At 64.7% G+C, this 22,488-nt stretch carries 15 protein-coding genes; 9 read left to right on the top strand and 6 right to left on the bottom strand.

Annotated elements, in window-relative coordinates; genetic code table 11:
- Positions 1 to 3: 3 nt before the first annotated feature.
- Positions 4 to 3,210: a hypothetical protein gene (locus tag EPN33_05980; protein ID TAN23038.1), complete on the top strand. Its 3,207-nt coding sequence runs from the start codon at positions 4 to 6 to the stop codon at positions 3,208 to 3,210.
- On the opposite strand, the gene EPN33_05975 is transcribed toward EPN33_05980, so the two are convergent.
- A complete protein-coding gene (locus EPN33_05975; protein ID TAN23037.1) occupies positions 3,203 to 4,099 on the bottom strand; it encodes a hypothetical protein in 897 nt (298 codons plus the stop codon). The two genes, EPN33_05980 and EPN33_05975, sit on opposite strands and share 8 nt — an antisense overlap.
- 15 nt (positions 4,100 to 4,114) lie before the next feature.
- Between EPN33_05975 and EPN33_05970 the strand changes: the two genes are divergently transcribed.
- From EPN33_05970 to EPN33_05960, 3 genes are read left to right on the top strand one after another with little or no spacing between them, the layout of a single operon-like run.
- A complete protein-coding gene (locus EPN33_05970; GenBank protein ID TAN23036.1) occupies positions 4,115 to 4,753 on the top strand; it encodes an SDR family NAD(P)-dependent oxidoreductase in 639 nt (212 codons plus the stop codon).
- Complete coding sequence (locus tag EPN33_05965) at positions 4,740 to 5,588, top strand: class I SAM-dependent methyltransferase (protein TAN23035.1); 849 nt, start codon at positions 4,740 to 4,742, stop codon at positions 5,586 to 5,588. The genes EPN33_05970 and EPN33_05965 overlap by 14 nt, the downstream gene beginning before the upstream one ends.
- Positions 5,589 to 5,613: 25 nt before the next feature.
- Complete coding sequence (locus EPN33_05960) at positions 5,614 to 6,873, top strand: hypothetical protein (GenBank protein ID TAN23034.1); 1,260 nt, start codon at positions 5,614 to 5,616, stop codon at positions 6,871 to 6,873.
- A gap of 5 nt (positions 6,874 to 6,878) precedes the next feature.
- On the opposite strand, the gene EPN33_05955 is transcribed toward EPN33_05960, so the two are convergent.
- Positions 6,879 to 8,105: a DUF1501 domain-containing protein gene (locus tag EPN33_05955; protein TAN23033.1), complete on the bottom strand. Its 1,227-nt coding sequence runs from the start codon at positions 8,103 to 8,105 to the stop codon at positions 6,879 to 6,881.
- Positions 8,106 to 8,110: 5 nt separating this feature from the next.
- Entirely contained in the window at positions 8,111 to 9,787 is a 1,677-nt protein-coding gene (locus EPN33_05950; protein ID TAN23032.1) for a DUF1800 domain-containing protein, read from the bottom strand.
- Between the two features lie 610 nt (positions 9,788 to 10,397).
- On the opposite strand from EPN33_05950, the gene gyrA reads away from it, so the two are divergent.
- Positions 10,398 to 12,944, top strand: a complete 2,547-nt coding sequence (gyrA, locus tag EPN33_05945; GenBank protein TAN23031.1) for a DNA gyrase subunit A — start codon at positions 10,398 to 10,400, stop codon at positions 12,942 to 12,944.
- A gap of 129 nt (positions 12,945 to 13,073) precedes the next feature.
- Positions 13,074 to 13,550, top strand: a complete 477-nt coding sequence (locus EPN33_05940) for a DUF4065 domain-containing protein (GenBank protein TAN23030.1) — start codon at positions 13,074 to 13,076, stop codon at positions 13,548 to 13,550.
- Positions 13,551 to 13,955: 405 nt separating this feature from the next.
- On the opposite strand, the gene EPN33_05935 is transcribed toward EPN33_05940, so the two are convergent.
- Complete coding sequence (locus tag EPN33_05935) at positions 13,956 to 14,855, bottom strand: cation transporter (GenBank protein TAN23029.1); 900 nt, start codon at positions 14,853 to 14,855, stop codon at positions 13,956 to 13,958.
- 56 nt (positions 14,856 to 14,911) lie between these two features.
- On the opposite strand from EPN33_05935, the gene mfd reads away from it, so the two are divergent.
- A complete protein-coding gene (mfd, locus tag EPN33_05930) occupies positions 14,912 to 18,439 on the top strand; it encodes a transcription-repair coupling factor (protein ID TAN23028.1) in 3,528 nt (1,175 codons plus the stop codon).
- On the opposite strand, the gene EPN33_05925 is transcribed toward mfd, so the two are convergent.
- Positions 18,420 to 19,751, bottom strand: a complete 1,332-nt coding sequence (locus EPN33_05925) for an MFS transporter (GenBank protein TAN23027.1) — start codon at positions 19,749 to 19,751, stop codon at positions 18,420 to 18,422. The two genes, mfd and EPN33_05925, sit on opposite strands and share 20 nt — an antisense overlap.
- Before the next feature lie 68 nt (positions 19,752 to 19,819).
- Here EPN33_05925 and EPN33_05920 point away from each other — a divergent pair, with 68 nt between their 5' ends.
- Together EPN33_05920 and EPN33_05915 are read left to right on the top strand one after the other, a co-directional pair.
- Positions 19,820 to 20,152: a type II toxin-antitoxin system Phd/YefM family antitoxin gene (locus EPN33_05920; protein ID TAN23026.1), complete on the top strand. Its 333-nt coding sequence runs from the start codon at positions 19,820 to 19,822 to the stop codon at positions 20,150 to 20,152.
- Positions 20,149 to 20,544, top strand: a complete 396-nt coding sequence (locus EPN33_05915) for a type II toxin-antitoxin system VapC family toxin (GenBank protein TAN23025.1) — start codon at positions 20,149 to 20,151, stop codon at positions 20,542 to 20,544. The genes EPN33_05920 and EPN33_05915 overlap by 4 nt, the downstream gene beginning before the upstream one ends.
- On the opposite strand, the gene EPN33_05910 is transcribed toward EPN33_05915, so the two are convergent.
- Entirely contained in the window at positions 20,541 to 22,469 is a 1,929-nt protein-coding gene (locus EPN33_05910; protein TAN23024.1) for an ABC transporter ATP-binding protein, read from the bottom strand. The genes EPN33_05915 and EPN33_05910 overlap by 4 nt on opposite strands.
- Between the last annotated feature and the right edge of the window lie 19 nt (positions 22,470 to 22,488).

Below are 22,488 nucleotides of genomic sequence, written 5' to 3'. Positions count from 1 at the left end.
GGCATGACCGGGCGTAAGGCTGGAGTCACGGTAGGTCTGGGTTTAGCGTTGGTGTGTGCGCTGGCGCTCACGCAGGCACCCACGCGTCCTAATCCTTATCCCGGCGGGGATCACCCCGCCGGGCGCGCGGACTGGTTCATGCGCTTCCGGCAGTCACGCGATGCGCTGCTGCCGGCGGTGCATCGCTACCGCGCTTACGAGCACGCGCTGCGGCTGCCGGTCGTGCAGCCGGGCGTGCGCCGGCGCCAATTCGCGGCGGCTGGCGCGGCGACGCTGCCGGTGTTTGGCAGCAATTGGACGGAGCTGGGGCCGCGGCCGGAAAGCGATCCGAATTTCGGCAACGTCGCCGGCCGCCTGACCGCCATCGCGGTGGACACCAGCAAAGACCCGACCGGCAACATGGTGTATCTGGGCGGCGCTGACGGTGGCCTGTGGTATTCGACCAATGCGCTGTCAGCCACCCCGACCTTTACACCCATTGGCGACAATCTGCCCAGCCTCGCCATCGGCAGCATCGCGCTCGATGACTCGACCACCCCCACCACCATTTACGTGGGCACCGGCGAACCCAACCTGAGCCAGGACAGCTACTACGGCGACGGCATCTTCAAATCGACCAACGGCGGCCAAACCTGGACAACGGGCAGCGGCGTTGATTTTTTGGGCAGTGCGGTGTCGCGGTTGCTGGTCGATCCGGCCAATCCTCAGGTTCTGCTGGCCGCCATGACCGAAGGTGGCGTCTATGTGGACGATACGCTGACCCCTTCCGTGCCCGCGATCGGCATCGTCCGTTCTGCCGACGGCGGCACCACATGGACGCAGGAGTCCAGCGGCGCCTCGGGCACCGACATCGTTTACGATCCTGCCGATAAGGCCTTCTATGCGGCCATCCGCGCCAAAGGCTTCTATCGCTCCGTCGATGACGGCGTGACCTGGTCGCTGCTGCCGGCGCCGTTTACCGTGTCGCGGCAAACCTTTTACCGCGCCTCACTGGCCGTGCGCGGTACGACCCTGTTTGCGCTCATCACCGACAGCAAGGGCTTCCCCTCGAGCTCTACCGACTGCAGCGGCTGCGCGGGGCTCATGCAATCGGGCAACGAGGGTCAGAGCTGGATCGCGCTCAATCTGCCCGCCAATCTTTACGGCGGCAACAATCAGGGCACCTACGATCAGTACCTCGCGGCGCCGCCCGATACGTCGCAGTTGATTGTCGCTGGCATCGATACCTGGCTCGGGGCAGCCGGCTCGAACAACGCGCTGACGTGGACGAACCTGACCAACTCCTACACCGGCGGCACAGTGCATCCGGATGAGCATGCGATTGTCTGCCTGTCCGCGACGCAATGGATTACGGCCAACGACGGCGGCGCCTGGAGCACTGCGAACGCCGGCGCGAGCTGGACGAACATGAATGCCACTCTGGGCACGATTCAGTTCTATAGCATCAGCGCCGTGCCGGGCGCGCCCGGCTCGGTACTGGGCGGTTCCCAGGACAATGGCACGGTACTGGTTAGCAGCAGCGCCACGCAGACCTGGGTCAATAAGTTCGGCGGCGATGGCGGCCACACCGCCATCAATCCAGCCAATCCCAGCCAGTTCTTCACCGAGAATTACGGCATCTCGCTGGCGTACTCGCCCAACAGCGGTGTGGGCTGGTTCCCCGTGGTCACTGACAGCACCATCACCGACAAGGGGGAGTTCTACATTCCCTACATACTGGCGCCCTCCGATCCCAGCTCCATCTACCTGCTGACGCAGCGCGTCTGGAAGGGCCCGGCGGCGCCCGCCACGCCCGGCGCCGGCTGGGCGGCGATCAGCCCCAGCCTCATCCATCCGGATGGCAACGTGCTCACCGGCAGCAACGATGATCTGACCGCGCTGGCGGCCGCGCCCCATGCGCCCAACGTGCTCTACGCCGGCGCCTATGATGGCTCGCTCAGCGTCTCTACCGACGCCACCAATACTCTGACGCAGCCCACCTGGGCTGAAATCCAGCAGCCCGCGGTGCCCTTCGCCGGGCCGGTCTCTGCCATCGCCGTCAGCCCCGTGAGTCCGCAGACGGTGTACTGGGGCTTCGGGTTTCTCGGCGCCAACGCCGAGCTGTTCAAGAGCACCGACGGCGGTCAAACTGCGGTCAGCATCGCCGGCGATCTGCCCGGCGTTCCCATCAACGCCATCGTGGTCGATCCGGCGGTGCCCAACAACATCTATGTCGCCACCGACGTGGGCGTTTTTCTGGCGACCGATGGCGGCGCGGCGAACGAGCAATGGTCGCGCCTGGGGAGCAATCTTCCTGCTGCCGCGGTTCTTAGCCTGGCGCTAACGCGCACTAACGATTCCAATCCGGTTCTGATTGCCGGCACGCATGGCCGCGGCGCCTGGAGCATACCCGCCGCCGCGCCCGCCGGCTTCTCCTTCGCCGCCTCGCCCGCGCTGCCGGTGGTTGTGCCCGGCGTCGACAGCACGCAGGTCACGCTGCATCCCACTTTCGCCGATGGCTTTGCCGGCCCTGTCACCTGGGCCTGCTCGAGTACTGCCGGCCTGAAGTGCAGCTTCTCGGCAGCGGCGTCAACTTCCGGCAGCGGTGACGTCACGGTAACCGTCAGCGGTCTCGCCGGTGCCGCTGCCTCAGCGAAGCTGCCGCTCACGGTCACTGCGACCGCTGGCACGGCCACGTTTTCCGAGCAGCTCACCCTCGCCAACGACGGCGATTTCAGCTTGGCGGCCTCGCCCACAACCCTCACAATTTCCAACGGCCAAAAAGGCTCCGTTGGCCTGAACTTCGCCGTCTCCTACGGCCTCAATCTCAATGTGGCTATTTCCTGTAGCGGCTTGCCCGCCGGCTATACGTGCCAAACTGCCTCACCCGTAGCCATCACCAACGGCACGACCGCCACGCTGACGATTGCGCCCGCTGTGGGCGCTTGGGTCGCGGCGCCTACGCCGCAGCGGAGCCCTGGCAGTGCGACGTGGCTTTGGCTGCTCGCTGCGGCTGCTTTGCTCGCCTCAGGTCTCGTAGCACGCCGGCGCAAGCCCCTGCTTGCGGGTCTCGCGCTGCTGCTGCTGGCAAGTGCGGCTTGCGGCGGCAGCAACAATCAAATTCGGTCTGTCCAAACCAATAGCTCGGTCACCATCACCGCAACCGACTCCGCCGCTGGCGCCGGCCATACGCTCTCGCACACCGTGACCCTGTTGCTCACCGTCAATTAGCGAGGATTTTCTCCAGCTTTACCGAGCCCGTGGAGTCGATTTCAGAATCTGAGGTCGCCGCCTGTGGGCTCGGCCCGATGAACTGCAACTGCATGCTGCTGTGCGTCTGACTGCTGGTCGCGAGAAGCACCCCGTCGGCAACGCGATACACCGAGTTCGCGGTGGTTTTGGTGCTGAAGCGGCCGAGCGGCACCAGGCCCTGGCTAGCCAGCTTCTGCGAGTCCGGCAGCGAGCCGGGCGGTAAATTGGCGCTGCCGGTCGAGTCCACGGCGATCGCCGCGGTCCGGTCGCCGTGCTCGCTGCCCAGCGCGGCCAACCGGCAGCGCAGCGTTAGCGGCATCGAAATCGTGGTGGTCGGAATTGCGCGCTCGCGCGTGCGCGTCCATTGCGCGCCCACGGCCACCGGCCGGCGGGGCAGCACATCGTTGCGCGTCAGTTCGCTCAGCATATCCGCCGGCTGATCGTAGTGGTCGCCGGGTTGGCGGAACACGGTGCTGAATACGCCGTTCACCACCCGGAAGAGCGCCGGTTTCATAGCCACGGCCGCTTGATCTGTCGCCGCTGCCTGCTTCTCCAGCCCCGCTTTTTGCGCCGCATTGTCTGCCCTGACGGTGGTGCTGTATTTGTTGAAGCGCGCCGCGATCTCAAAATCGTTCGTAGTTGCGCCCGGCAGCACATGCAACTGTGCTTCCGCCTGCGTCACCAGCGTGGCGTGCAGGGCCGCGCCCGGGCCGGTGCGGGTGGTGATTTTGGTGGTGGCGGAGATCGAGTAAACGAGCCAGGAATTGGGCGTATAGGTCGTAGCCAGACGGACGGTCTGCGGCGCCTGCGCCATGGCGCCCAGTGTGAGCAGGGTTCCGGCGACTATAATGGCCTTGCGCGTAAGCATTAAGGGGATTCTCTCATGCCTGCAGCACGCAACATTCTGATTACAGGCGCCTCCGGAGGACTCGGCGGTGCGGTGGTTGCGGCCTTTACTGCCTCCGGCGACCACATCACCGCAGCTTCTCACCCTGACTTCGACCTCACGCAGCCCGCCGCTGCCGCGCGCGCCGTCGCTGCCGCCGGCTCGCCGCTGCAGGTTCTGGTTCACCTGGTCGGCGGCTTTGCCGGCGGCACCAGCGTAGCCGAAACCGGCGATGAGATTTGGCGCCGTATGATGACTCTCAACCTCGACGCGGCCTTTTATACCGTGCGCGCGGCGGTGCCGGCCATGCTCGTCCGGCCCGGAGGCCGCATTGTGCTCATGGGTTCGCGCAACGCGGTCGCGCCCGCCGCCAAGCTGGCCGCCTACAACGTCGCCAAAGCCGGCGTGGTCGCGCTCGCCCGCACCGTCGCGCTCGAAGTCGCTGCGCGCGGCGCCACCTGCAACGTGATTCTGCCCAGTGTCATCGACACGCCCGGCAATCGCGCCGCCATGCCCAAGGCCGATCCCGGCAAATGGGTGCAGCCGTCGTCGATTGCGGCGCTGATTCACTGGCTCGCCAGCCCCGCTGCCGCCGACATCAATGGCGCCGTCATTCCCATTTATGGCCAGTCCTGAATCGCCCGCCATCCGCAACGTGTCGGACACCGCGCTCTGGGTGGCCATGTATCGTGCGCTCGAGAGCGAGCGGCCGGACGCCCATTTCCGCGACCCCTACGCCCGCGCGCTTGCGGGCGAACGCGGCGCCCGCATCGCCGCTCAGCAAACCGAGGCGACCAAGCATTCCTGGTCGTTTGTCGCCCGCACCGTCCTGGCTGACCGCCTCATAGCCGAGCATCTCGCCGCCGGCGCGGACATGGTGATCAATCTCGCCGCCGGCCTCGACACCCGCCCCTATCGCCTCGATCTGCCGGCAACCCTGCGCTGGATCGAAGTCGATTTGCCACCGCTGCTCGACTACAAAGAATCCATCCTTGGCAATGCCACGCCGCGTTGCCAGCTTCAGCGCGTGCGCTGCGACTTGGCCGACGCTTCCGCGCGCCAGGCTCTCTTCGCCATGCTCAGCCGCGAAGCAAAACGGGTGCTGATCCTGACCGAGGGCCTGCTGATCTATTTCCCGCCGGATGCGGTCGCCTCGCTCGCCCGCGATCTCGCCGCCTGCGCGAGCTTTCACGATTGGGTGATTGATCTCGGCAGTCCCGGCCTGCTGCGCATGATGCAAAAAACGATGCCGGCCGGCGCCGGTGCTGTCTTTCGCTTCGCGCCCGCCGAAGGCCCTGAGTTCTTTCGCCCCGCGGGCTGGCGCGCGGCCAGCGTTCATCCCATCATCCGCGCTGGCCTCCAGCTTCATCGTCTCCCGAACTGGCCCCTGCGCCTCGCCGCTATCATGCCTCAGACCCATCCCGGCAATGGCCGCCGCCCCTGGTCCGCCGTCTGCCACCTGACCCGCTGACCCCTGACCCCTGTACCCTGTTCATATGCAGCTTGCAGCCTCCATTGCGCTGATCGGCGGGTTGGTGTTCCTGGCTCACCTGTTCGCGCACATTTTCAGCCGCACGCGCATCCCCGACGTCCTCTGGCTGCTGCTGATCGGCGTGGCACTCGGGCCAGTGCTGCATTGGATCGGACCGAAATCCTTTGGCGTGGTTGGCCCTGCGTTCGTCTCCATCACGCTGGTGCTGATTCTGTTCGAGAGTGGCCTCTCGCTCCAGTTCAACCGCTTGCGCCGCGCACTGCCCGGCACCTTGGCGCTATCGACACTCAGCTTCGTTGGCGAAGCGGCCATCGTGGCCGCGGCCACGGCTTGGCTGACGCCGCTGGGCATCTGGCTGGGTGCATTGCTCGGCGTGATCATCGCCGGCAACTCGCCGACCGTGATCGTGCCGCTGGCCAAGGGCCTGAAGATGGGCGACCGCGCGCACGACATCCTCTTTTTGGAATCGGCGCTCGGCGACGTGGTCAGCATTGTGCTGGCGCTGGCGCTGCTCAATTTCCACGCCAATGGTTGGGGCCAATGGGTGCTGACGGCAGGCCACTTTGCGCTGGGCTTTGGTGGCGCTATTTTGATCGGCGCCATTGGCGGCTTGGTATGGGCTGTGGCGCTGCGCAAGACGCGCGGTCTGCAAAACCCCATGTTCACCACCCCGGCGTTCGTCTTCCTCATCTATGGCGGCACGGAGCTGGTGCATGCCAACGGAGCGATTGCCGCGCTGGCCTTCGGCATTGTCCTGGGCAACGTGGAGCACACGCCGCTGGTGCGCGAAGCCTTGCCTGCCACCGGCCTCAACCAGGCGGAGATGGGGTTTTTGGGCGAAATCATATTCCTGCTGAAGACGTTTTTCTTTGTCTACATCGGACTTTCGGTCAACTTCTCTGATCTCAACTGGCTGCTGTTCGGCGGCCTGCTCACGCTGCTGCTGCTCATTCCGCGCATCCCCGCGGTGCGCCTCACCCTCCGCCATCGCGTTCCCACGCGCGACGCCTCGATGTCGGCCTGCATGGTCGCCAAAGGCCTCGCCGCCGCCGTCCTCGCCGCTCTGGTGGTTGAGCAATCACTGCCCGGCGCCGATGCCCTGCAGGCCATCATCTACTCGATGATCTTCTTCGGCGTGGTGGTGACGTCGATTCTGGTCTTCCTCGCCAACCAGCCCTTCGGCGCGCGGCTGATGGCCTGGCTGCTCGGGCGGCAGCCGGAAGCGATATCGACGCCTGATCTCAAAGCTCGCGCCGCCGACTAATAGTTTCACGAGTGCAGGAAATTGCGGAACTGCGCCGGAGTGCCGTTGTAGCCAGGGAAGACGCCGGTGAGATCGCGGGCGCCCAAGTGCCGGACCACGGCTTCCCCCAGCACCGCGCGGAAGTCGGTGGTGACGGCCAGGTCGCGGTCCTGGTAGAGCTGGGCGGACGCGAGACCCGGCCAGTCGCCGTAGACTTTGCCGCCGCGCACAGCGCCGCCCAGCACGAACATTACGTTGGCGTGGCCATGGTCGGTGCCGCGATTGCCGTTTTCATGCACAGTGCGCCCAAACTCGGACATGGTGACCAGCACGACGTCCTGCTGGCGCGGGCCGAGATCGGTCCAGAAGGCACGGATGGCGTCGGCGAAGCCGCGCAGATGAAATGCCAGTTGGCCCTCGGCGCCGCCTTCGTTGACGTGGTTGTCCCAGCCGCCCACGTCGGCAAAGGCGACCTGCACGCCCACATCGGCTTTGATCAACTGGGCCAGTTGGCGGAGGCTGTTGCCCAACGGTTGATTGGGGTACTGTGCGGCTGCTGCAGGACGATATTGCCGCGGGTCGAGCTGCTGCACCATGCGCAGCGCCTGGAAAGTATCGCGGCCGGCGGAGGCAAGCAGGGCATCGCCGGCGTGGTCGTACATGGCGGCAAAACCGGCCGCCAGTGGCCCGCCACCGTAGCGGAACTGGTTCAGATTGTGAATCGCCACCGCGGGCACGTGACCCTGCAGGGTAAGCGGCAACTCGGCGCCGATGGCCACCGCGCGCAGCGGCGAGCGATCCATGCGCGGATCCAGACCCAGAGCGCGGTTCAGCCAGCCGCTGTCGGTTGACTTGTTGCCCGGCGTGCCCGACTCCATGTAGTCCTGGGCGTCAAAATGCGAACGCGAAGGATCAGGGGAGCCGGCGGCCTGCACCGCCGCCAACTGGCCCTCCGCCCAGAGCGGCTGGAGTGCCGCCAGCGCCGGGTGCAGCCCGAACAGCGGGCCAAGCTTGATCACTGCGGTCTCGGGCACGGCGATGGTCGGTCGCAAGTCATAGTAAACGCGCTCACCGTGCGGAATCACCACGTTGAGGCCGTCGACCGCGCCGCGCTGGAAGATGGCGACCAGCACTTTATTCCGGCCCGCCAGCTCGCTTGCCCACGCCGAGCGACCCAGCCAGGCGGGAACCATGCCCACGCCCACCATCGCCAAGGCCGAATCCTTCAGGAAAATGCGCCGCGTAAGCTTCATGGCTGTCACCGCTTCTGGAATTCCGGCGAGCCCAGCAGGAGCGCTGCAAGCTGCCGGCGGTTTTTGGCATCCCGCAGTCCGGAGGCGACGGCGGGGTTGGGTGTTTGCTGCAGGATACTCTGCGCGAATTCCGCATCGCTGCCCAGCGTGTTCAAATCTACCTGAACGCCAGGGATCTGGTTCGCGGCCAGGCGCGTGGCGAACTGCATGCGCGCAACCAGGCCGCTGGTGGAAAGCCATTGCGCGCCGTCGTTGCTGTAGCCGGTGGGTGGCTCCTTGGCGTAGAGCGGTTCGCCCATATTGGCGATGGCGCGGCTCAATGCCAGCGGATTGGTGACCTCGGCCCCCAGCGCGCGTACCGACGAGACGACCACCTGCAGCGGCGATTTCATCTTGCCGCGCCCCGCGGCTGCCTGCCAGAACTCTGGCGAGTTAAGCAGGGTCTCCATGACTTTGCGCAGGTCGCCATCGGACTGCAGCCAGGTCGTCGTCATGCGCGCCACCAGCTCCGGGGGCGGATTGTCGGCCACAAAACGCTGTGCCAGCTCGAAGGAGACGTGCCGCGCGGTTGCCGGGCTGCGGGCCAGCATGGCGAGCACTTGCAGGCCATCGGACATGCCGCCGCCGGCAGGTATGGTGACGCCCAGCACCACTTTGGGCGCGTGATCGTGCAGCCGGTCGTTGTAATAGAACTCAGCCAGGCGTCCCGGCTGGCGGATGGTCCAGCCGGTAAAGCAATGCGCCACGGCAATCACGTCCTGCTGTGTGTAGCCGCCATTCACACCCAGCGTTTGCAGTTCCATCAGCTCGCGGCCGTAGTTCTCGTTGATGCCGCGCTTATTGACGCCCGGATCCACCGATTGCCAGTTGTCGAGGTAGAACATCATCGCCGGAGTTTCCGCGGTCGCCACCAGCAGATCGCGGAATTTGCCCAGCACATGCGGCCGGATGGCCGCGCGCAAATAGCTCGCGATCAACTCGCTGTCATTGCCTTTGCGGATGTAGACGTTGAAATGGTTGAACCAGAAGTCGGTGAGCACGTCCTGAAGCTGGCGGTTGGAGTAAACCGCGCGCAGCACCTTGGCGGAGGTCAGGTCGAAAGCGGGCACCTGCTGGGGCCGCTGGTCGTAGATCAACTGGCGCGCTTCGGCAAGGGGCAGCCAGGGCGCCATGCGATTGGCTTCGGCCGGCGCCAGCGCCAGTGCCTGCTGCTGCCGGACGCGGGCAGGCAGTGCCATGAATGCCGCCGCCGCGGTGCGTGGCGCCGTTGCTGCCAGCGCCGGTTTATGCGCAGCCGTAGGATGCTGGAATTGCCCGATTTCACGCTGCACGATTTGGTGCAGCAGAGGATCACGCGGCAGAGGCCGCCGGCCCTGGGCCATTTGCTGCAGCGCCTGGGGCGGCGGATAGGCGGCAATGATCTGCGAGGGTGTCTCCCGCAGCGTCGCCAAGGGCCGCAGGAGGGCCGTGAGCTGTGGGTTTTCGGGAATACTTTGCGGGTGGAGCTGCTGCTCGATCCAACGCTGGAGGCCAATTCTTTCCACTGCCTGCACCTGCCCCGGCTCAATGCCCCAGGTCAACCGGTTCAGCGCCGCGACGATTCTGCCCTGCTGCGCGCTCGCCTGCGGCAGCGCAACCGCCGCCAGCAGCAGCCAAACCATCAGCGATCTGATTAGGTTCATGGCCCTTCCTACTTAGTCTTGAGAGTGCAAACCCACATTCCTGTCGTGAGTCGCTCCCGACGCGCAAAAATGGGTCTAATTCTGGCCGCGGAGAGCTAGCGTCTCGACTCTTGCCGTAATGGGCAGCAAAGCCGGCGAGAGGTTATGATTGCGCTAGGTTAGCGCAATGAAACGAGCCGAACAGGAGCGACGGCGCGAGGCCGCAAGGCGGCTTTACGATATTATCGAGGGCGCTGAAGACGGTCTCACAGACGAGCAACGTGCGGCGCGCTGGGATCGCTTTATGGCTGTGAGCGACGCCGTTGCTGCTCGGTGCGAAAAGCGGTCAAGGCCTCCTCGAACTCGGGCGATCCACGCTGCCGGCCAAAGGCAATAAGCGCTTTTGCAAATTCCTCTTCGGTACCCTCCTGGAATAGCTGTTCAAGCCGCGTGAGGTGGTGCTCCGCAGGGTGCGGCCGCTTGCGGCCGCGGGCCGATTCGGCGCGCCGGACCGCTTTCGATGTCTTTTTCAGAGTCTTTGTCCATCAGTTGGGAATAGTATCCACCGCGGCTGGGTGGTTCTCTGATTCGTGCTGTAAAATTTAGCTAACTTCTGGTAAAATAAGGCTTTATGCCTGACGACGAGAGCCAGCTTCCACTCCCCGGGAATGACGCCGGCGCCGGAGGCCCGACCCAGCCGCCCGGAGCCAAGCCCTACCAGCCCGTCAATATCGAAGACGAGATGCGCCGGTCGTATCTCGACTACGCCATGTCGGTCATCGTGGGCCGGGCTCTGCCCGACGTGCGCGACGGCCTCAAGCCGGTGCATCGGCGCATCCTCTTTGCCATGTACAGCGAAGGGCTGCTGTCGAACAAAAAGTTCTCCAAGTGCGCCGGCGTCGTGGGCGAAGTGCTCAAGAAGTACCATCCCCACGGCGACGCGCCGGTGTATGACGCGCTGGTGCGCATGGCGCAGGACTTCAACCTACGCTACCTGCTCGTCGATGGCCAGGGCAATTTCGGCTCGGTCGATGGTGACCCTCCGGCTGCCTACCGATATACCGAGGCCCGCCTCACCAAGATCGCCGAGGAAATGCTGCGCGACATCGATAAGGACACCGTGGACATGGTGCCCAACTTCGATGAATCGACCGAAGAGCCGCTGGTTCTGCCCACGCGCATTCCCAACCTGCTGATCAACGGCTCCGACGGTATTGCCGTCGGCATGGCGACCAAAATTCCGCCGCACAACCTGACCGAAATTCTCGACGCCGCGCTGGAGCTGCTGAAAAACCCCAAGGCGTCGCTCGCCGACCTGCTGCAGTTTGTCAAAGGCCCGGATTTTCCCACGGGCGGCATTATCTTCGGCAACGGCGGCATCGCACAGGCCTATACCACCGGCCGCGGCTCCTTCATGGTGCGCGCCCGCGCGGCCACGGAGAACATCAACAAAGACCGCAAAGCCATTGTCATCACCGAAATTCCGTATCAAGTGAACAAGGCGCGGCTCATTGAGCGCATCGCCGAGCTGGTGCAGGAGAAACGCATCGAGGGCATCGGCGATATCCGCGATGAGAGTGACCGCGACGGCATGCGCATCGTGCTTGAACTCAAGCGCGGCGAGCAGCCCGAGCTGATTTTGAACCAGCTCTACAAGCACACCGCGCTGCAATCGAGCTTCGGCATGATCCTGCTGGCGGTGGTGAACGGCCAGCCGCGCGAGCTGGGCCTGACGCAGGCCCTCCAGCTCTTCCTCGACCACCGCGTCGATGTGGTACGCCGCCGTACGATTTTCGACCTGCGCAAGGCGCGCGAGCGCGAGCACGTGTTGGAGGGGTACAAAATCGCCCTCGACCACCTCGATGCCGTCATCAAGCTCATCCGCGCCTCCAGCAGCCCGAAGGAAGCCCGCGAAGGCCTGGTCACCAAGTTCGCGCTCAGCGAGCGGCAGGCGCAGGCGATTCTCGATCTGCAACTGCACCGCCTCACCGGCCTCGAGCGGCAGAAGATTCTCGATGAGTTGAACGAAATCCGGAAACTCATCGCCGAGCTGGAATCCATCCTGGCCAGCGACAAGAAGCTGCGCGGCGTCATTGGCGACGAGCTGAAGGAAATCCGCAAGAACTACGGCGGCGACAAAGACCCGCGGCGCACCGAAATCCAGGAAGCGGTTGCCGAAATCGCGCTCGAAGACCTCATCAAGGAAGAAACCGTCGCCATCACGGTGACGCATTCCGGCTATCTCAAGCGCACGCCCATCTCCACCTATCGCCAGCAGCGCCGGGGTGGCAGCGGCCGCCGCGGCGCGGGCACGCGTGAGGAGGATTTCGTCGAACATCTGTTCGTTTCCTCGACGCACAGCTACATCCTGGTGTTCACCAATACGGGCCGTGTCTACTGGCTCAAGGTATACGAAATTCCCGACGCCGGCGCCGCGAGCAAGGGTAAGGCGGTACAAAGCCTGGTGGCGCTGCAAACCGGCGAAGAAGTGCGCGCCATGCTGCCTATAAAAGATCTGGAGAGTAAATCCGAGTACATCGTCATGGTCACGCGCCAGGGGACAATCAAGAAGTCGCGTGTGCAGGATTTCTCCAACCCCCGCTCGGGCGGCATCATCGCCATGGGTGTGGACAAGAACGACGAACTGGTCAAAGCCCGGCTCAGCGACGGCAAGAGCGCCGTCTTCCTTGCCACCCACGAAGGCAAAGGCATCCGCTTCCCTGAATCCGGCGTGCGTCCGATGGGCCGCGTGGCGGCGGGGGTGCGCGGCATGCGGCTCGAGGAGGGCGACTGGATCGTGGGCATGGAAATCGCGCGCAATCCCAGCCAGCTCATCCTCAGCGTTACCGAAGCCGGCTATGGCAAGCGCACGCCGCTGTCCGAATACCGCCTGCAGTCGCGTGGCGGCTCGGGCGTCATCAACGTGAAGACCACTGCCCGCAACGGCAAGGTCGTCGCCGTGATGGCCGTGAGCGAAGAACCGGAAGTGATGATCATTTCCCAGCAGGGCAAGATCATCCGCTGCGACAGCGGCACCATCCGCGAAGTCGGCCGCGCCAGCCAGGGCGTCCGCCTGCTGCGCCTGGAGGAAGGCGATCAGGTCGCCGCCGCCAGCGTGCTGCCGCCGGAGGATGCCGGGGAGAACGGGAACGGCGAGCAGCCGCCACTGGTGCAATAGCGGCCAAAAGGACAAAGGCGGTGGCTGGCGGTGTGCTACTGGGTACTGTACGCTACAGTACTGAATTTCACTCTGTTATACTGTGGAGTACTAATATTCACGAAGAAAAAGCGAATAGAGAGGTGGGCGATGACGTATGATTCGAGAGCGGTTGCAAACCGTTTTCTGAAGCTTGCACATGACCACACCGTGGGTATTTCGCCGATGAAGCTTCTGAAGCTGGTCTATTTTGCTCACGGATGGAATCTTGCCCTTACGGGAGAGCCGCTGATTAGCGAGCTGGTCGAGGCTTGGGAATATGGACCTGTCGTGCGGACTCTCTATTTTGAGTTCCGCAGATTTGGAGACAAGCCAATCGGACAGCCGGCATCGATCCTGAGCGCTTTCGAAATTCCTGAGTGCGATGCAGAGCACGACTACACGAGGAGGTTGCTCAATAGGATCTGGGATGCCTACGGCCGTTTCACCGCTATTCAGTTGTCGACAATGTCGCACGACCCTGGCGGGCCCTGGTCAATGGCGCGGCAGCACAATCCAGGCGTGAAGAGCCCGGTCATCCCGAATGAGCAAATCCGGGATTATTTTGCCAAACAGCTCACGGCGTGACGCCAGGCAATGGGCTCCTCGGAACCAGCGCTGGGCATCGCGGAAAAGGATCCAAGTGCGATCCCGACGCCACCAGTCCCGCCGCCCCCTTCCGAACTCGACCGGAAAGATGAGGAATGGTGGCGCCAACAGCGGCACATAGAACAGGACTGGTTGCACAGGGCGAGGAAGAAGTTTGCGCCAGCAATCTTTTGCGTGCTTTGCGGATGGCTACTGGCCGTGCTCGCCATTCTCTTTCTCGACGGCTTCGGAGTGAGGGCAAATTGGCTTGGTGGAACCCGCGCTTTCCAACTTCCGGATGGCGTTCTGTACGCACTTTTGGCTGCTACGACCGCGGGCGTCGTTGGGTTGTTTGCGGTCGTAGCAAAGTACCTCTTTCCAGTGCTCGATCGGCGCAAATAGGTTTCAGCGCGACCTGTGAGGCTCACGAATAGTGCAGCCATCGCAGGCCCCGTCCGTCTCAAACTGCAGGGTCGCGTGGTGAATGTGGTAGCGTTCATCGAGGAGCGCGCACAGCCGCAGGCGGATCACGTCGCTGGCGGAGACCTGGACGTCGGCGATGCGCACATGGGCGCTGAGGGCGTGGGACTGCGAGCCCAGGCTCCAGATGTGCAGGTCGTGCACAGCTTCGACGCCGGCAACGGCGGCCAGGTCCGCCTGCACTTGCGCCGACTTGACGCCGCGGGGGGCGCCTTCCAGCAGAATGTTGAGCGTCTCGCGGAAAATGCCCCAGCCGCTGGCCAGAATCAGCGCGGCGATCACCAGCGACAGAATCGGGTCCACAACCATCCAGCCGGTGTTGGCGATCACAATCGCGCCCACGATCACCAGCGCCGTGGCCGCGGCGTCGCCCACCATGTGCAGGAAGGCCGCGCGTAAATTGACGTCGTGGTGGCCGCTTTCCAGAAACCAGGCGATGGTGGCGTTCATTACCAGCCCGATCACCGCAACCCACAGCATCGGTCCGGTTGCGACCGTGCCAGGTGCATGGAATCGAGCGACGGCCTCCACCACAATCAGCACGGTGATCACGAACAGCGTGACCACGTTCACCAGCGCCGTAAGCACGCCCGCGCGCTGGAAGCCGAAGGTCTTGTTGGCGGTCGGGGGACGGGTCTCAAAGTACACGCCCACCCAGGTCAACGCCAAGGCGAGAAAATCGGTCAGGTTGTGGCCGGCTTCGGAGACCAGCGCCAGCGAGTGGGCCTGCATTCCCACCACAAACGCCAGTACGACGTAGCCGAGCGTGGCAAAGGCGCCCAGCGTCAAGAAAGTGCGTGTGCGGTGGTGGGTGTGAGCATGCATAGGACGGGTGGATCTAGCTTCAGTTTACGCTTTGCTAAAATTGAAGTCCGCTGCTGATGACGTTGCCGTTTTTGCGTGAATTGCTGGAGGAGCTAGCGCGGCAAGGCCCGCTGGCGCGGGTGACATCTGCCTGGAAGGCGGGCCATCAGGTCCAGCTTCGCGGCCTGACGGCTCCGGCGCAGCTTTTGGCGGCGGCGCAGCTGCAGCGCCTGACCCAGCGGCCGGTTCTTTTCCTGGTGCCCGACAACCGCACCGCGGAGGAGTGGCGCGATATCCTCGGCACGTTTGCCGAGCTTACCGGTGCGGCCGGCGGCGAAGAAGACCGCCCTCTGGTGCTGCCTACCTTCGCCGTGGATCCTTACGAAGGCCTTTCGCCGCACCCGGAGATCCTCGAGCAACGCGCCCTGGCGTTGTGGCGCTGGGTGGAGGGTCTGCCCTTTCTGATCGCGCCGGCGGTTGCGGCCGCGACCCGCCTCCCGGAGCCGGATTATTACCGCCGTCTGGTTCGGCGCCTGCGTGCCGGCGACGTGGTCGATCTTGCTGGTCTCACCGATCAACTCCAGTGGATGGGTTACCAGCGCCAGGACCCGGTGGAAATGCCGGGCCAGTTCTCGATTCGCGGCGGCCTGGTCGACGTCTACAGTCCGGAAGCTGCTCGCCCGGTCCGGATCGAGCTGTTCGGCGATGAGATCGAATCCCTGCGCGAATTCGACCCCGCGACCCAACGCTCGGTGGCGCCGCTGGAACAGGCACTGCTGCTGCCGCTCACCTCGCTGCCGTTGGCGCCACATTTGCGCGAGCGCCTGGGCACGGCACCTGCGCCCGGCTGGGAGTTTCGCGTCGCCGGCCTCGAGGGCTTTTCCCGCAGCTTGCTGGAGGTGAGCGAGCGCCCGCCGCTGGTGATTGTCAGCGAGCCGGAACATGTGACTGCCGAGCTCGAGCGCTGGTGGCGCCGGTTGCGCGAGCGTTATGCGCCCGAGCGTGGTCCGGAGCCGGAGTCGATCTTCTTCACGCCGGAGCAGATGCGCGAGCGGCTGGCGCGCGAGCCCGTAGTGGAAATGCGCGAGCTGCGCATCGAGCACGTCGATCTGGACGCGGAAGCCCTGGAGCTGGGCGCCGTTCCGGTCGCGCCTGCCGATGTGATCGATATGCCGACGCGTCCGGCGCCGCGCTACCAGGGCGTCGTTGCCCGCATGGTCGAAGACTCCCGCCAGGCGCTGACCGCCGGCGAGCGGCTCATCTTTCTGGGCACCAATGCCGGCGAGGTGGAGCGCCTCGGCGATCTGTTCACCGAGTACAAGCTGCCCTTTCAGTTCGGCTCGCGCCCCCGGCGCTCGGGCATTGACTACCTTTCGGAAAAAGCCTATTTCAGCGCTGCCGGCGCGGCGGCGATTGTGGCCCAGGGCAAGCTCCCGCATGGTTTCTCGCTGCCCGAACAACTCATTACTTTTCTCGGGTCCAGTGACCTGTTCCACGAAGAAACCGCCGCTGCCTACGTCCCGCCCGCCCGCCGCACCAGCATCTCCACCTTCCTTAGCGACTTCCGCGATCTGACGCCCGGTGATTTCGTTGTTCACGTCGAGCACGGCATCGGCCGTTACGCCGGTTTGAAGGAGTTCGAAGCGGAGGATGGCGCCTCGGGAGCGCGCAGCGGGGAGTTCATGATCCTGGAGTACGCGGACGCGGCCAAGCTCTATGTGCCGCTCACGCGCATGGATCTCATCCAGAAATACCGCGGCGCGGAGGGCACCGCGCCGGTGCTCGACCGCCTCGGCGGCACACAGTGGGCGCAGCGCAAGGGCCGGGTCAAGCGCGCCATGCGCGACATGGCGGACGAGTTGCTCAAGCTCTACGCCGCGCGCCACGCCGTGCGCCTGCCGCCCTGTGCGCCTGATGACAACGTGCAGCGCGAGTTCCAGGACGCGTTTCCCTACGCCGAGACCGAGGATCAGGAGAAAGCCATCGAAGACGTCCGCCACGATCTGGAAAGCAACCGCCCCATGGACCGGCTGGTTGTCGGCGATGTCGGCTACGGCAAAACCGAAGTCGCCATGCGTGCCGCCTTCAAGATCGTGGGCGAAGGCCGCCAGGTGGCCGTGCTGGCACCCACCACCGTACTGGCCTTCCAGCACGAGCAGACCTTCCGTCAGCGCTTCCGCGCCTTTCCCGTCACCATCGAGCTGCTCAGCCGCTTTCGCACCCGGCCGCAGCAAAAGGAAACGCTGGAGCGCCTCGCTACGGGCAAATGCGACATCGTCATCGGCACGCACCGCCTGCTGTCGAAGGACGTCAAGTTCCAGAATCTCGGTCTGCTGGTAGTGGATGAAGAGCAGCGCTTCGGCGTGCGCCACAAGGAACGCCTCAAGCAGCTCAAAAAAGAAGTGCATGTGCTCTCGCTTTCGGCCACACCGATTCCGCGCACCCTCAACATGTCGCTCGCCGGCCTGCGCGACCTGTCCGTGATTGAGACGCCGCCGCGCGATCGCCTCGCCATTCAGACGGTAGTCGCCGGCTGGAACGAAACCCTGATCGGCGACGCGATGCAACAGGAACTCGCGCGCGGCGGCCAGGTCTACTTCGTCCACAATCGCGTGGATAGCATCTGGGAAGTCGCAGCGCTGCTGCAGCGGCTCGCGCCCGGAGCGCGCATCGCGGTGGGCCACGGCCAAATGGCCGAGGATGAGCTCGAAAAAGTCATGCTCCGCTTCGTGCGCCACGAGGCCGACGTTCTGCTGTCCACCACCATCATTGAAAACGGTCTCGACATTCCGCTCGCCAACACTATCATCATCAACCGCGCCGACCGCCTCGGCCTCAGCGAGCTTTACCAGTTGCGTGGCCGGGTCGGCCGCTCCAACCGCCGCGCCTATGCGTTTTTGCTGGTGCCCGCGGAGGTCGAGCTGCCGCCGCTGGCGCGCAAGCGCCTGGCCGCCATGCGCGAGTTCAGCGATCTCGGCGCCGGCTTCAAGATTGCCGCTCTCGATCTCGAGCTAAGGGGCGCCGGCAATCTGCTCGGCGGCGAGCAGAGCGGGAGCCTGGACGCCGTCGGCTTCGATCTGTACGTGCGCATGCTGGAGCAGACTGTGCGCGAACTCAAAGGCGAAGCCGTCGAGCCGGAAACGGAAGTCCAGCTTCATCTCGGTCTCGACATCCGCATTCCCGCCGACTACGTGCCCGAAGAGAATCAGCGCCTGCGGATGTACAAGCGCCTGGCCGAGGCGGAAACCGAAGCCGCCCGCGCCGACGTGCTGCGCGAGCTCGAAGACCGCTACGGTCCCCCGCCCGCACCGGTGCAGAATCTGCTCGCCTATGCGACGCTCAAGCCCCGCTGCCGCCAGCTTGGCCTCACCGGCCTCGAGCGCCGCGGCAGCGGCGGCAATGCCCAGCTCTGGCTGCGCTTTATGCCGCAGACGCGCGTCGAGCCGCAGCGCATTGCGGCGTTGGTGGAGGGCGCCCCCGGCGCGCAGTTCACCCCCGACGGCACGCTCAAGCTGCCCTTCACCGTCAACGGCGCTGCTGCCGTTCTCGCGGAAACGACGAGGTTGCTGGACTCGCTCGCACCGCCTATTCCTGTGGAGGCGTAGTCAGCGCCGCCGCGGACTGAATCCCTGCGGTCATCTCGGGAATGATCCCCAGCCGCTGATACACCGGCCGGATGGCGTTGCGCACCGTCCGCAGTTGTGAGGCAAACCAGAGCGCCCCGGCAATGCAGACGGCGCCATTGATCACCAGCGTATGCGGCGCGCCCAGTTTCTCCGCCATCCAACCCGACAGCAAGCTGCCCCAGGGCGCCATGCCCACAAATGCCATGGTGTAAAACGCCATCACGCGGCCGCGCTTTTCGTCGTCCACCACGGTTTGCAGAATGGTATTGGTCGAGGCCATCTGCTGCATCATGCCCAAGCCAGCGACGAAAATCAGCGGCAGCGACAACCACAGCCAATGCGAGAGCCCGAAGGTCAGCAACCCGACGCCAAACAAGCCGGCCGAGAACGGCACCAGCCGCGTCAGTCCGCGCACCGAGGGCCGCGCCGCCAGCCGCACCGCGCCGGTGAGCGCGCCCGCACCGGCCGCGCCCAGCAGGTAGCCCAGCGTATGCGCGCCGCCGCGCAGCACGTTGCCGGCAAACAGCGGCATTAGCACGGTGTAGGGCAGGCCGACCAGGCTGACGAGCGCCATCAGCAGCAATAGATTGCGCGCCGGCGCGAATCCGGTGATGTACGACCAACCCTCGCGCAGCGCCATGACCATCGAGCGCCGCACCTGCTGCACCTGCAGTGGCAGGTCGCTCATGGCGATCAGCGACGCCAGCACCGCAATGTAGCTGATGCCGTCAATCAGAAAGCAATAGCCTTCGCCCCAGAGCGCAATGATGAAACCCGCGACCGCCGGCCCGATCAGCCGCGCCAGGTTCACCATGCTGGAGTTGAGCGCGATTGCATTGCCCAGGGCCTCGTGCCCTTCCACCATGTCCACCAGGAACGCCTGGCGGCCAGGCATGTCGAAGGCGTTGACCAGACCCTGCAACGCCATCAGCGCGATGATTTCGGCGATGGTGATATGCGTAAACGCCAGCACTGCCAGCGCCAGCGATTGCGCCATGGCCAGGCCTTGCGTCCACAGCAGCAGCGGCCGGCGCGGCAGCCGGTCGACCCAGACACCCGCGAACGGCGCCAGCAGAAAGGTGGGAAGCTGCCCGGCAAAGGCGACGACACCCAGCAGAATGGCCGAGCCGGTCATTTTGTAGACCAGCCACGCCACTGCCGTCCGCGTCATCCAGGTGCCGATGACTGACAGCCCCTGCCCGCCAAAATAGAGCCGGAAATTGCGGTGTTCCAGCGCCCGGATGGAGCGCCGCCAGGACTCCGGCCGCCCGCTGCCGTGCGTGGGGAACATCGTCTCATGATCATAGTCGTTCCCGCTGCTACTTTGACCTACATTTTTGACCATGTTAAGGTACGAGCATGGAGACCATCGCCGTTTCCGAATTCAAGGCCACCTGCGCTGCGGTCGTCGAAAAGGTCCGCAAGACCAAACAGCCGGTGACCATTACGCGTTTTGGGCAGCCCGTCGCCCAGCTCGTGCCGCCAACGGATCCCGCGCCACGCCGCAACTGGTTGGGCTGCATGGCAGGAACGGCGACGATACTGGATGACCTTATCGAGCCGGTGGGTAGCGAGGAAGATTGGGAAGCCACGCGCATCCCACCATTCCCCGCTCATCGTCCTGCCCCAACCGCTCGCAGCGCCAAGCCCCGCGCAAAGGGTTCGCGGCGCCCAGCAGCGGCAAAATCATGAGATTGCTGCTCGACACCCATATATGGATCTGGAGTGTCCTTGAACCGCAGCGCCTCAGCCCAAGCCTAAGTCATATTCTGGGCTTCCACGATCATGAGAAGTGGTTGTCGCCGGTGAGCGCCTGGGAGCTTGGATTGCTGATCGAAAAGGGCCGTTTCCGGAGCCCGTGGTCGGCCGCAGCCTGGATCGAAAAGGCCCGCCAACAGGTCGGATGGCGAGAAGCGCCCTTCACCAGCGATGTCGCCCTCCAGGCGATCGCTACCCCGCTGTCCTGGCGCGATCCTGCTGACCGTCTCCTCGTGGCAACTGCGCGCTGGTACGGCCTGACGCTAGTAACCGCCGACCACAAGATTTTGGCTGCTAACATCTGCGCGCTGCTGCCGAATCGCTAACCCTCGCCGTAGGGGTCGGGGTTGGGGATTTCTTCGCTGCTTCCGATGCCGCCCGCCGTGATGGGTGCAGTTTCTTCCGGCTCTTCGACGTCCTCGCCCGGCGCCAGGAAGCGGTTTTGCTGGAGATCCTGCTGCCGCGTGTAGAGATCGAAGTAGCGCCCGTGCGCGGCCAGCAGCTCGGCGTGCGTGCCGCGCTCGACGATGCGCCCCTCCTCGACCACCAGAATCTGATCGGCGGCGCGAATGGTCGATAGCCGGTGCGCAATTACGAAGGTCGTCCGCCCGCGCAGCAGCCAGGCGAGGCCCTCCTGGATGAGCGCTTCGGATTCTGAATCCAGGCTGCTGGTGGCTTCATCCAGAATCAGAATGCGTGGATCCGCCAGCACAGCGCGCGCAATCGACAGCCGCTGCCGCTGGCCGCCTGACAACTTCACGCCGCGCTCGCCCACCACGGTGTCGTAGCCCTGGGGAAAGTTCTCGGCAAAGGCATCCACGCGCGCGATATGGCAGGCGCGCAGAAAGGCCCCCTCACTCGCCTGCGGCCGCGAGAACATCACGTTCTCGCGGATGGTGCCGTCGAACAGGAACGACTCCTGCAAGACCACGCCCAGTTGTTCGCGATAAGCGCCCAGCGGAATGGTCGTCAGGTCGCGTCCATCCACCCGCACCACACCTTCGGTCGGATGGTAAAAGGCCGCCAGCAACCCGATGATGGTCGATTTGCCCGCGCCCGACGGTCCCACCAGCGCCGTCATTGTGCCTGGCGCGGCGGCGAAGCTGACCGCGTGCAGGACTTCCGGTCCGGGTTGGCCCTGCTCGCTGTAGGCGAACGATACGTTGTCAAATTCAATGGCGCCGCGCACCTCCGTCAGCGCCGCGTGTGGCTGGCCGCTCTCATCCTCCGGCTTCATCTCCAGCAGCTCATGGGTGCGCTCCAGACCCGCCATGGCTTCGGACAACTGTGTTCCAATGCCCACAATCTGCATCACTGGCGCTACCAGCATCGCCAGATAGAGGTTGAACGCCACCAGATCGCCCAGCGTGATCGAGCCGCTGAGCACGCGCTCGACGCCCATGTACCACATCGCCGCGCCCACTACGCCCACCAACACTTTGCCCGACAGATCCATCGCCGACACGGCGTTCAGTGTCTGAAAGACATTTTGCAGCAGCCCGTCGAGACCCTTGCGGAACACTTCCGCCTCGCGCGCTTCGGCATGATAGCCCTTGACCACCCGCACGCCCGCAATCGATTCGGTCAGCCGCCCGGTCACCGCAGCGTTGATTTTGCGCCGTTCGCGGAAGATCGGACGGATGCCGGCGAAGGAATGCTTGATGCTGAGGGTGAAGAGCGCAATCAGGATCGCCGCCACCACCGTCATCGCCACGCTGATGCGCAGCAGCAGCGCCAGCGCAATTGCGGCGGTGATGATGCTGCCGGCAAACTGGACCAGGCCGGTGCCCAGCAGATTGCGCACGCCCTCGACGTCGCTCATTACGCGCGACACCAGTGAGCCGGTGTTGTTGTGATCGTAAAAGCTCACCGGCAGCCGCGAAAGATGCGCCTGGACTTCACGCCGCAACTCGTTGATCAGGCGCTGCGCTTCTTTCGACAGCACCTGCACCAGGGCGTAGCTGGTGATGCCTTGCAGCGCCGTCGCGGCCAGCACGATGACGATGATGGGCAGCAGCCAGTCGATCTTCTTCTGCCCGATGACCTGGTCGATGAGATATTTGCTGGAGGTGGGCAGCACCAAGCCGCACACCCGGTTGACAACCATGAGCGCAAAGCCGGCCACGAGCAGCGGCCAGCGCGGCCGTAGCAGCGCCGCCGCATGCGGCCACACCTCGCGCCAACTCTTATTCAGCTTGCCGGTGGCGCCATGCGCGCCCCCCATCCCCCAGCCGGCCCCCATCATGCCCATGGCTTCAGTTTAGCCGGGC

The sequence above is a fragment of the Acidobacteriota bacterium genome, assembly GCA_004299485.1.
Classification (GTDB): Bacteria; Acidobacteriota; Terriglobia; order Terriglobales; family SCQP01; genus SCQP01.
This window is presented reverse-complemented; position numbering and strand designations above follow the sequence as displayed.

What these genes read in the sequence shown, in the direction of transcription:
- EPN33_05920 (TAN23026.1), top strand. Translation starts at nt 19,820, where the DNA reads ATGGAGACCATCGCCGTTTCCGAATTCAAGGCCACCTGCGCTGCGGTC.
- EPN33_05940 (TAN23030.1), top strand. Translation starts at nt 13,074, where the DNA reads ATGACGTATGATTCGAGAGCGGTTGCAAACCGTTTTCTGAAGCTTGCA.
- EPN33_05965 (TAN23035.1), top strand. Translation starts at nt 4,740, where the DNA reads ATGGCCAGTCCTGAATCGCCCGCCATCCGCAACGTGTCGGACACCGCG.
- EPN33_05935 (TAN23029.1), bottom strand. Translation starts at nt 14,855, where the DNA reads ATGCATGCTCACACCCACCACCGCACACGCACTTTCTTGACGCTGGGC.
- EPN33_05915 (TAN23025.1), top strand. Translation starts at nt 20,149, where the DNA reads ATGAGATTGCTGCTCGACACCCATATATGGATCTGGAGTGTCCTTGAA.
- EPN33_05980 (TAN23038.1), top strand. Translation starts at nt 4, where the DNA reads ATGACCGGGCGTAAGGCTGGAGTCACGGTAGGTCTGGGTTTAGCGTTG.
- EPN33_05955 (TAN23033.1), bottom strand. Translation starts at nt 8,105, where the DNA reads ATGAAGCTTACGCGGCGCATTTTCCTGAAGGATTCGGCCTTGGCGATG.
- mfd (TAN23028.1), top strand. Translation starts at nt 14,912, where the DNA reads ATGACGTTGCCGTTTTTGCGTGAATTGCTGGAGGAGCTAGCGCGGCAA.
- EPN33_05950 (TAN23032.1), bottom strand. Translation starts at nt 9,787, where the DNA reads ATGAACCTAATCAGATCGCTGATGGTTTGGCTGCTGCTGGCGGCGGTT.
- EPN33_05970 (TAN23036.1), top strand. Translation starts at nt 4,115, where the DNA reads ATGCCTGCAGCACGCAACATTCTGATTACAGGCGCCTCCGGAGGACTC.
- EPN33_05925 (TAN23027.1), bottom strand. Translation starts at nt 19,751, where the DNA reads ATGTTCCCCACGCACGGCAGCGGGCGGCCGGAGTCCTGGCGGCGCTCC.
- EPN33_05910 (TAN23024.1), bottom strand. Translation starts at nt 22,469, where the DNA reads ATGGGCATGATGGGGGCCGGCTGGGGGATGGGGGGCGCGCATGGCGCC.
- EPN33_05960 (TAN23034.1), top strand. Translation starts at nt 5,614, where the DNA reads ATGCAGCTTGCAGCCTCCATTGCGCTGATCGGCGGGTTGGTGTTCCTG.
- EPN33_05975 (TAN23037.1), bottom strand. Translation starts at nt 4,099, where the DNA reads ATGCTTACGCGCAAGGCCATTATAGTCGCCGGAACCCTGCTCACACTG.
- gyrA (TAN23031.1), top strand. Translation starts at nt 10,398, where the DNA reads ATGCCTGACGACGAGAGCCAGCTTCCACTCCCCGGGAATGACGCCGGC.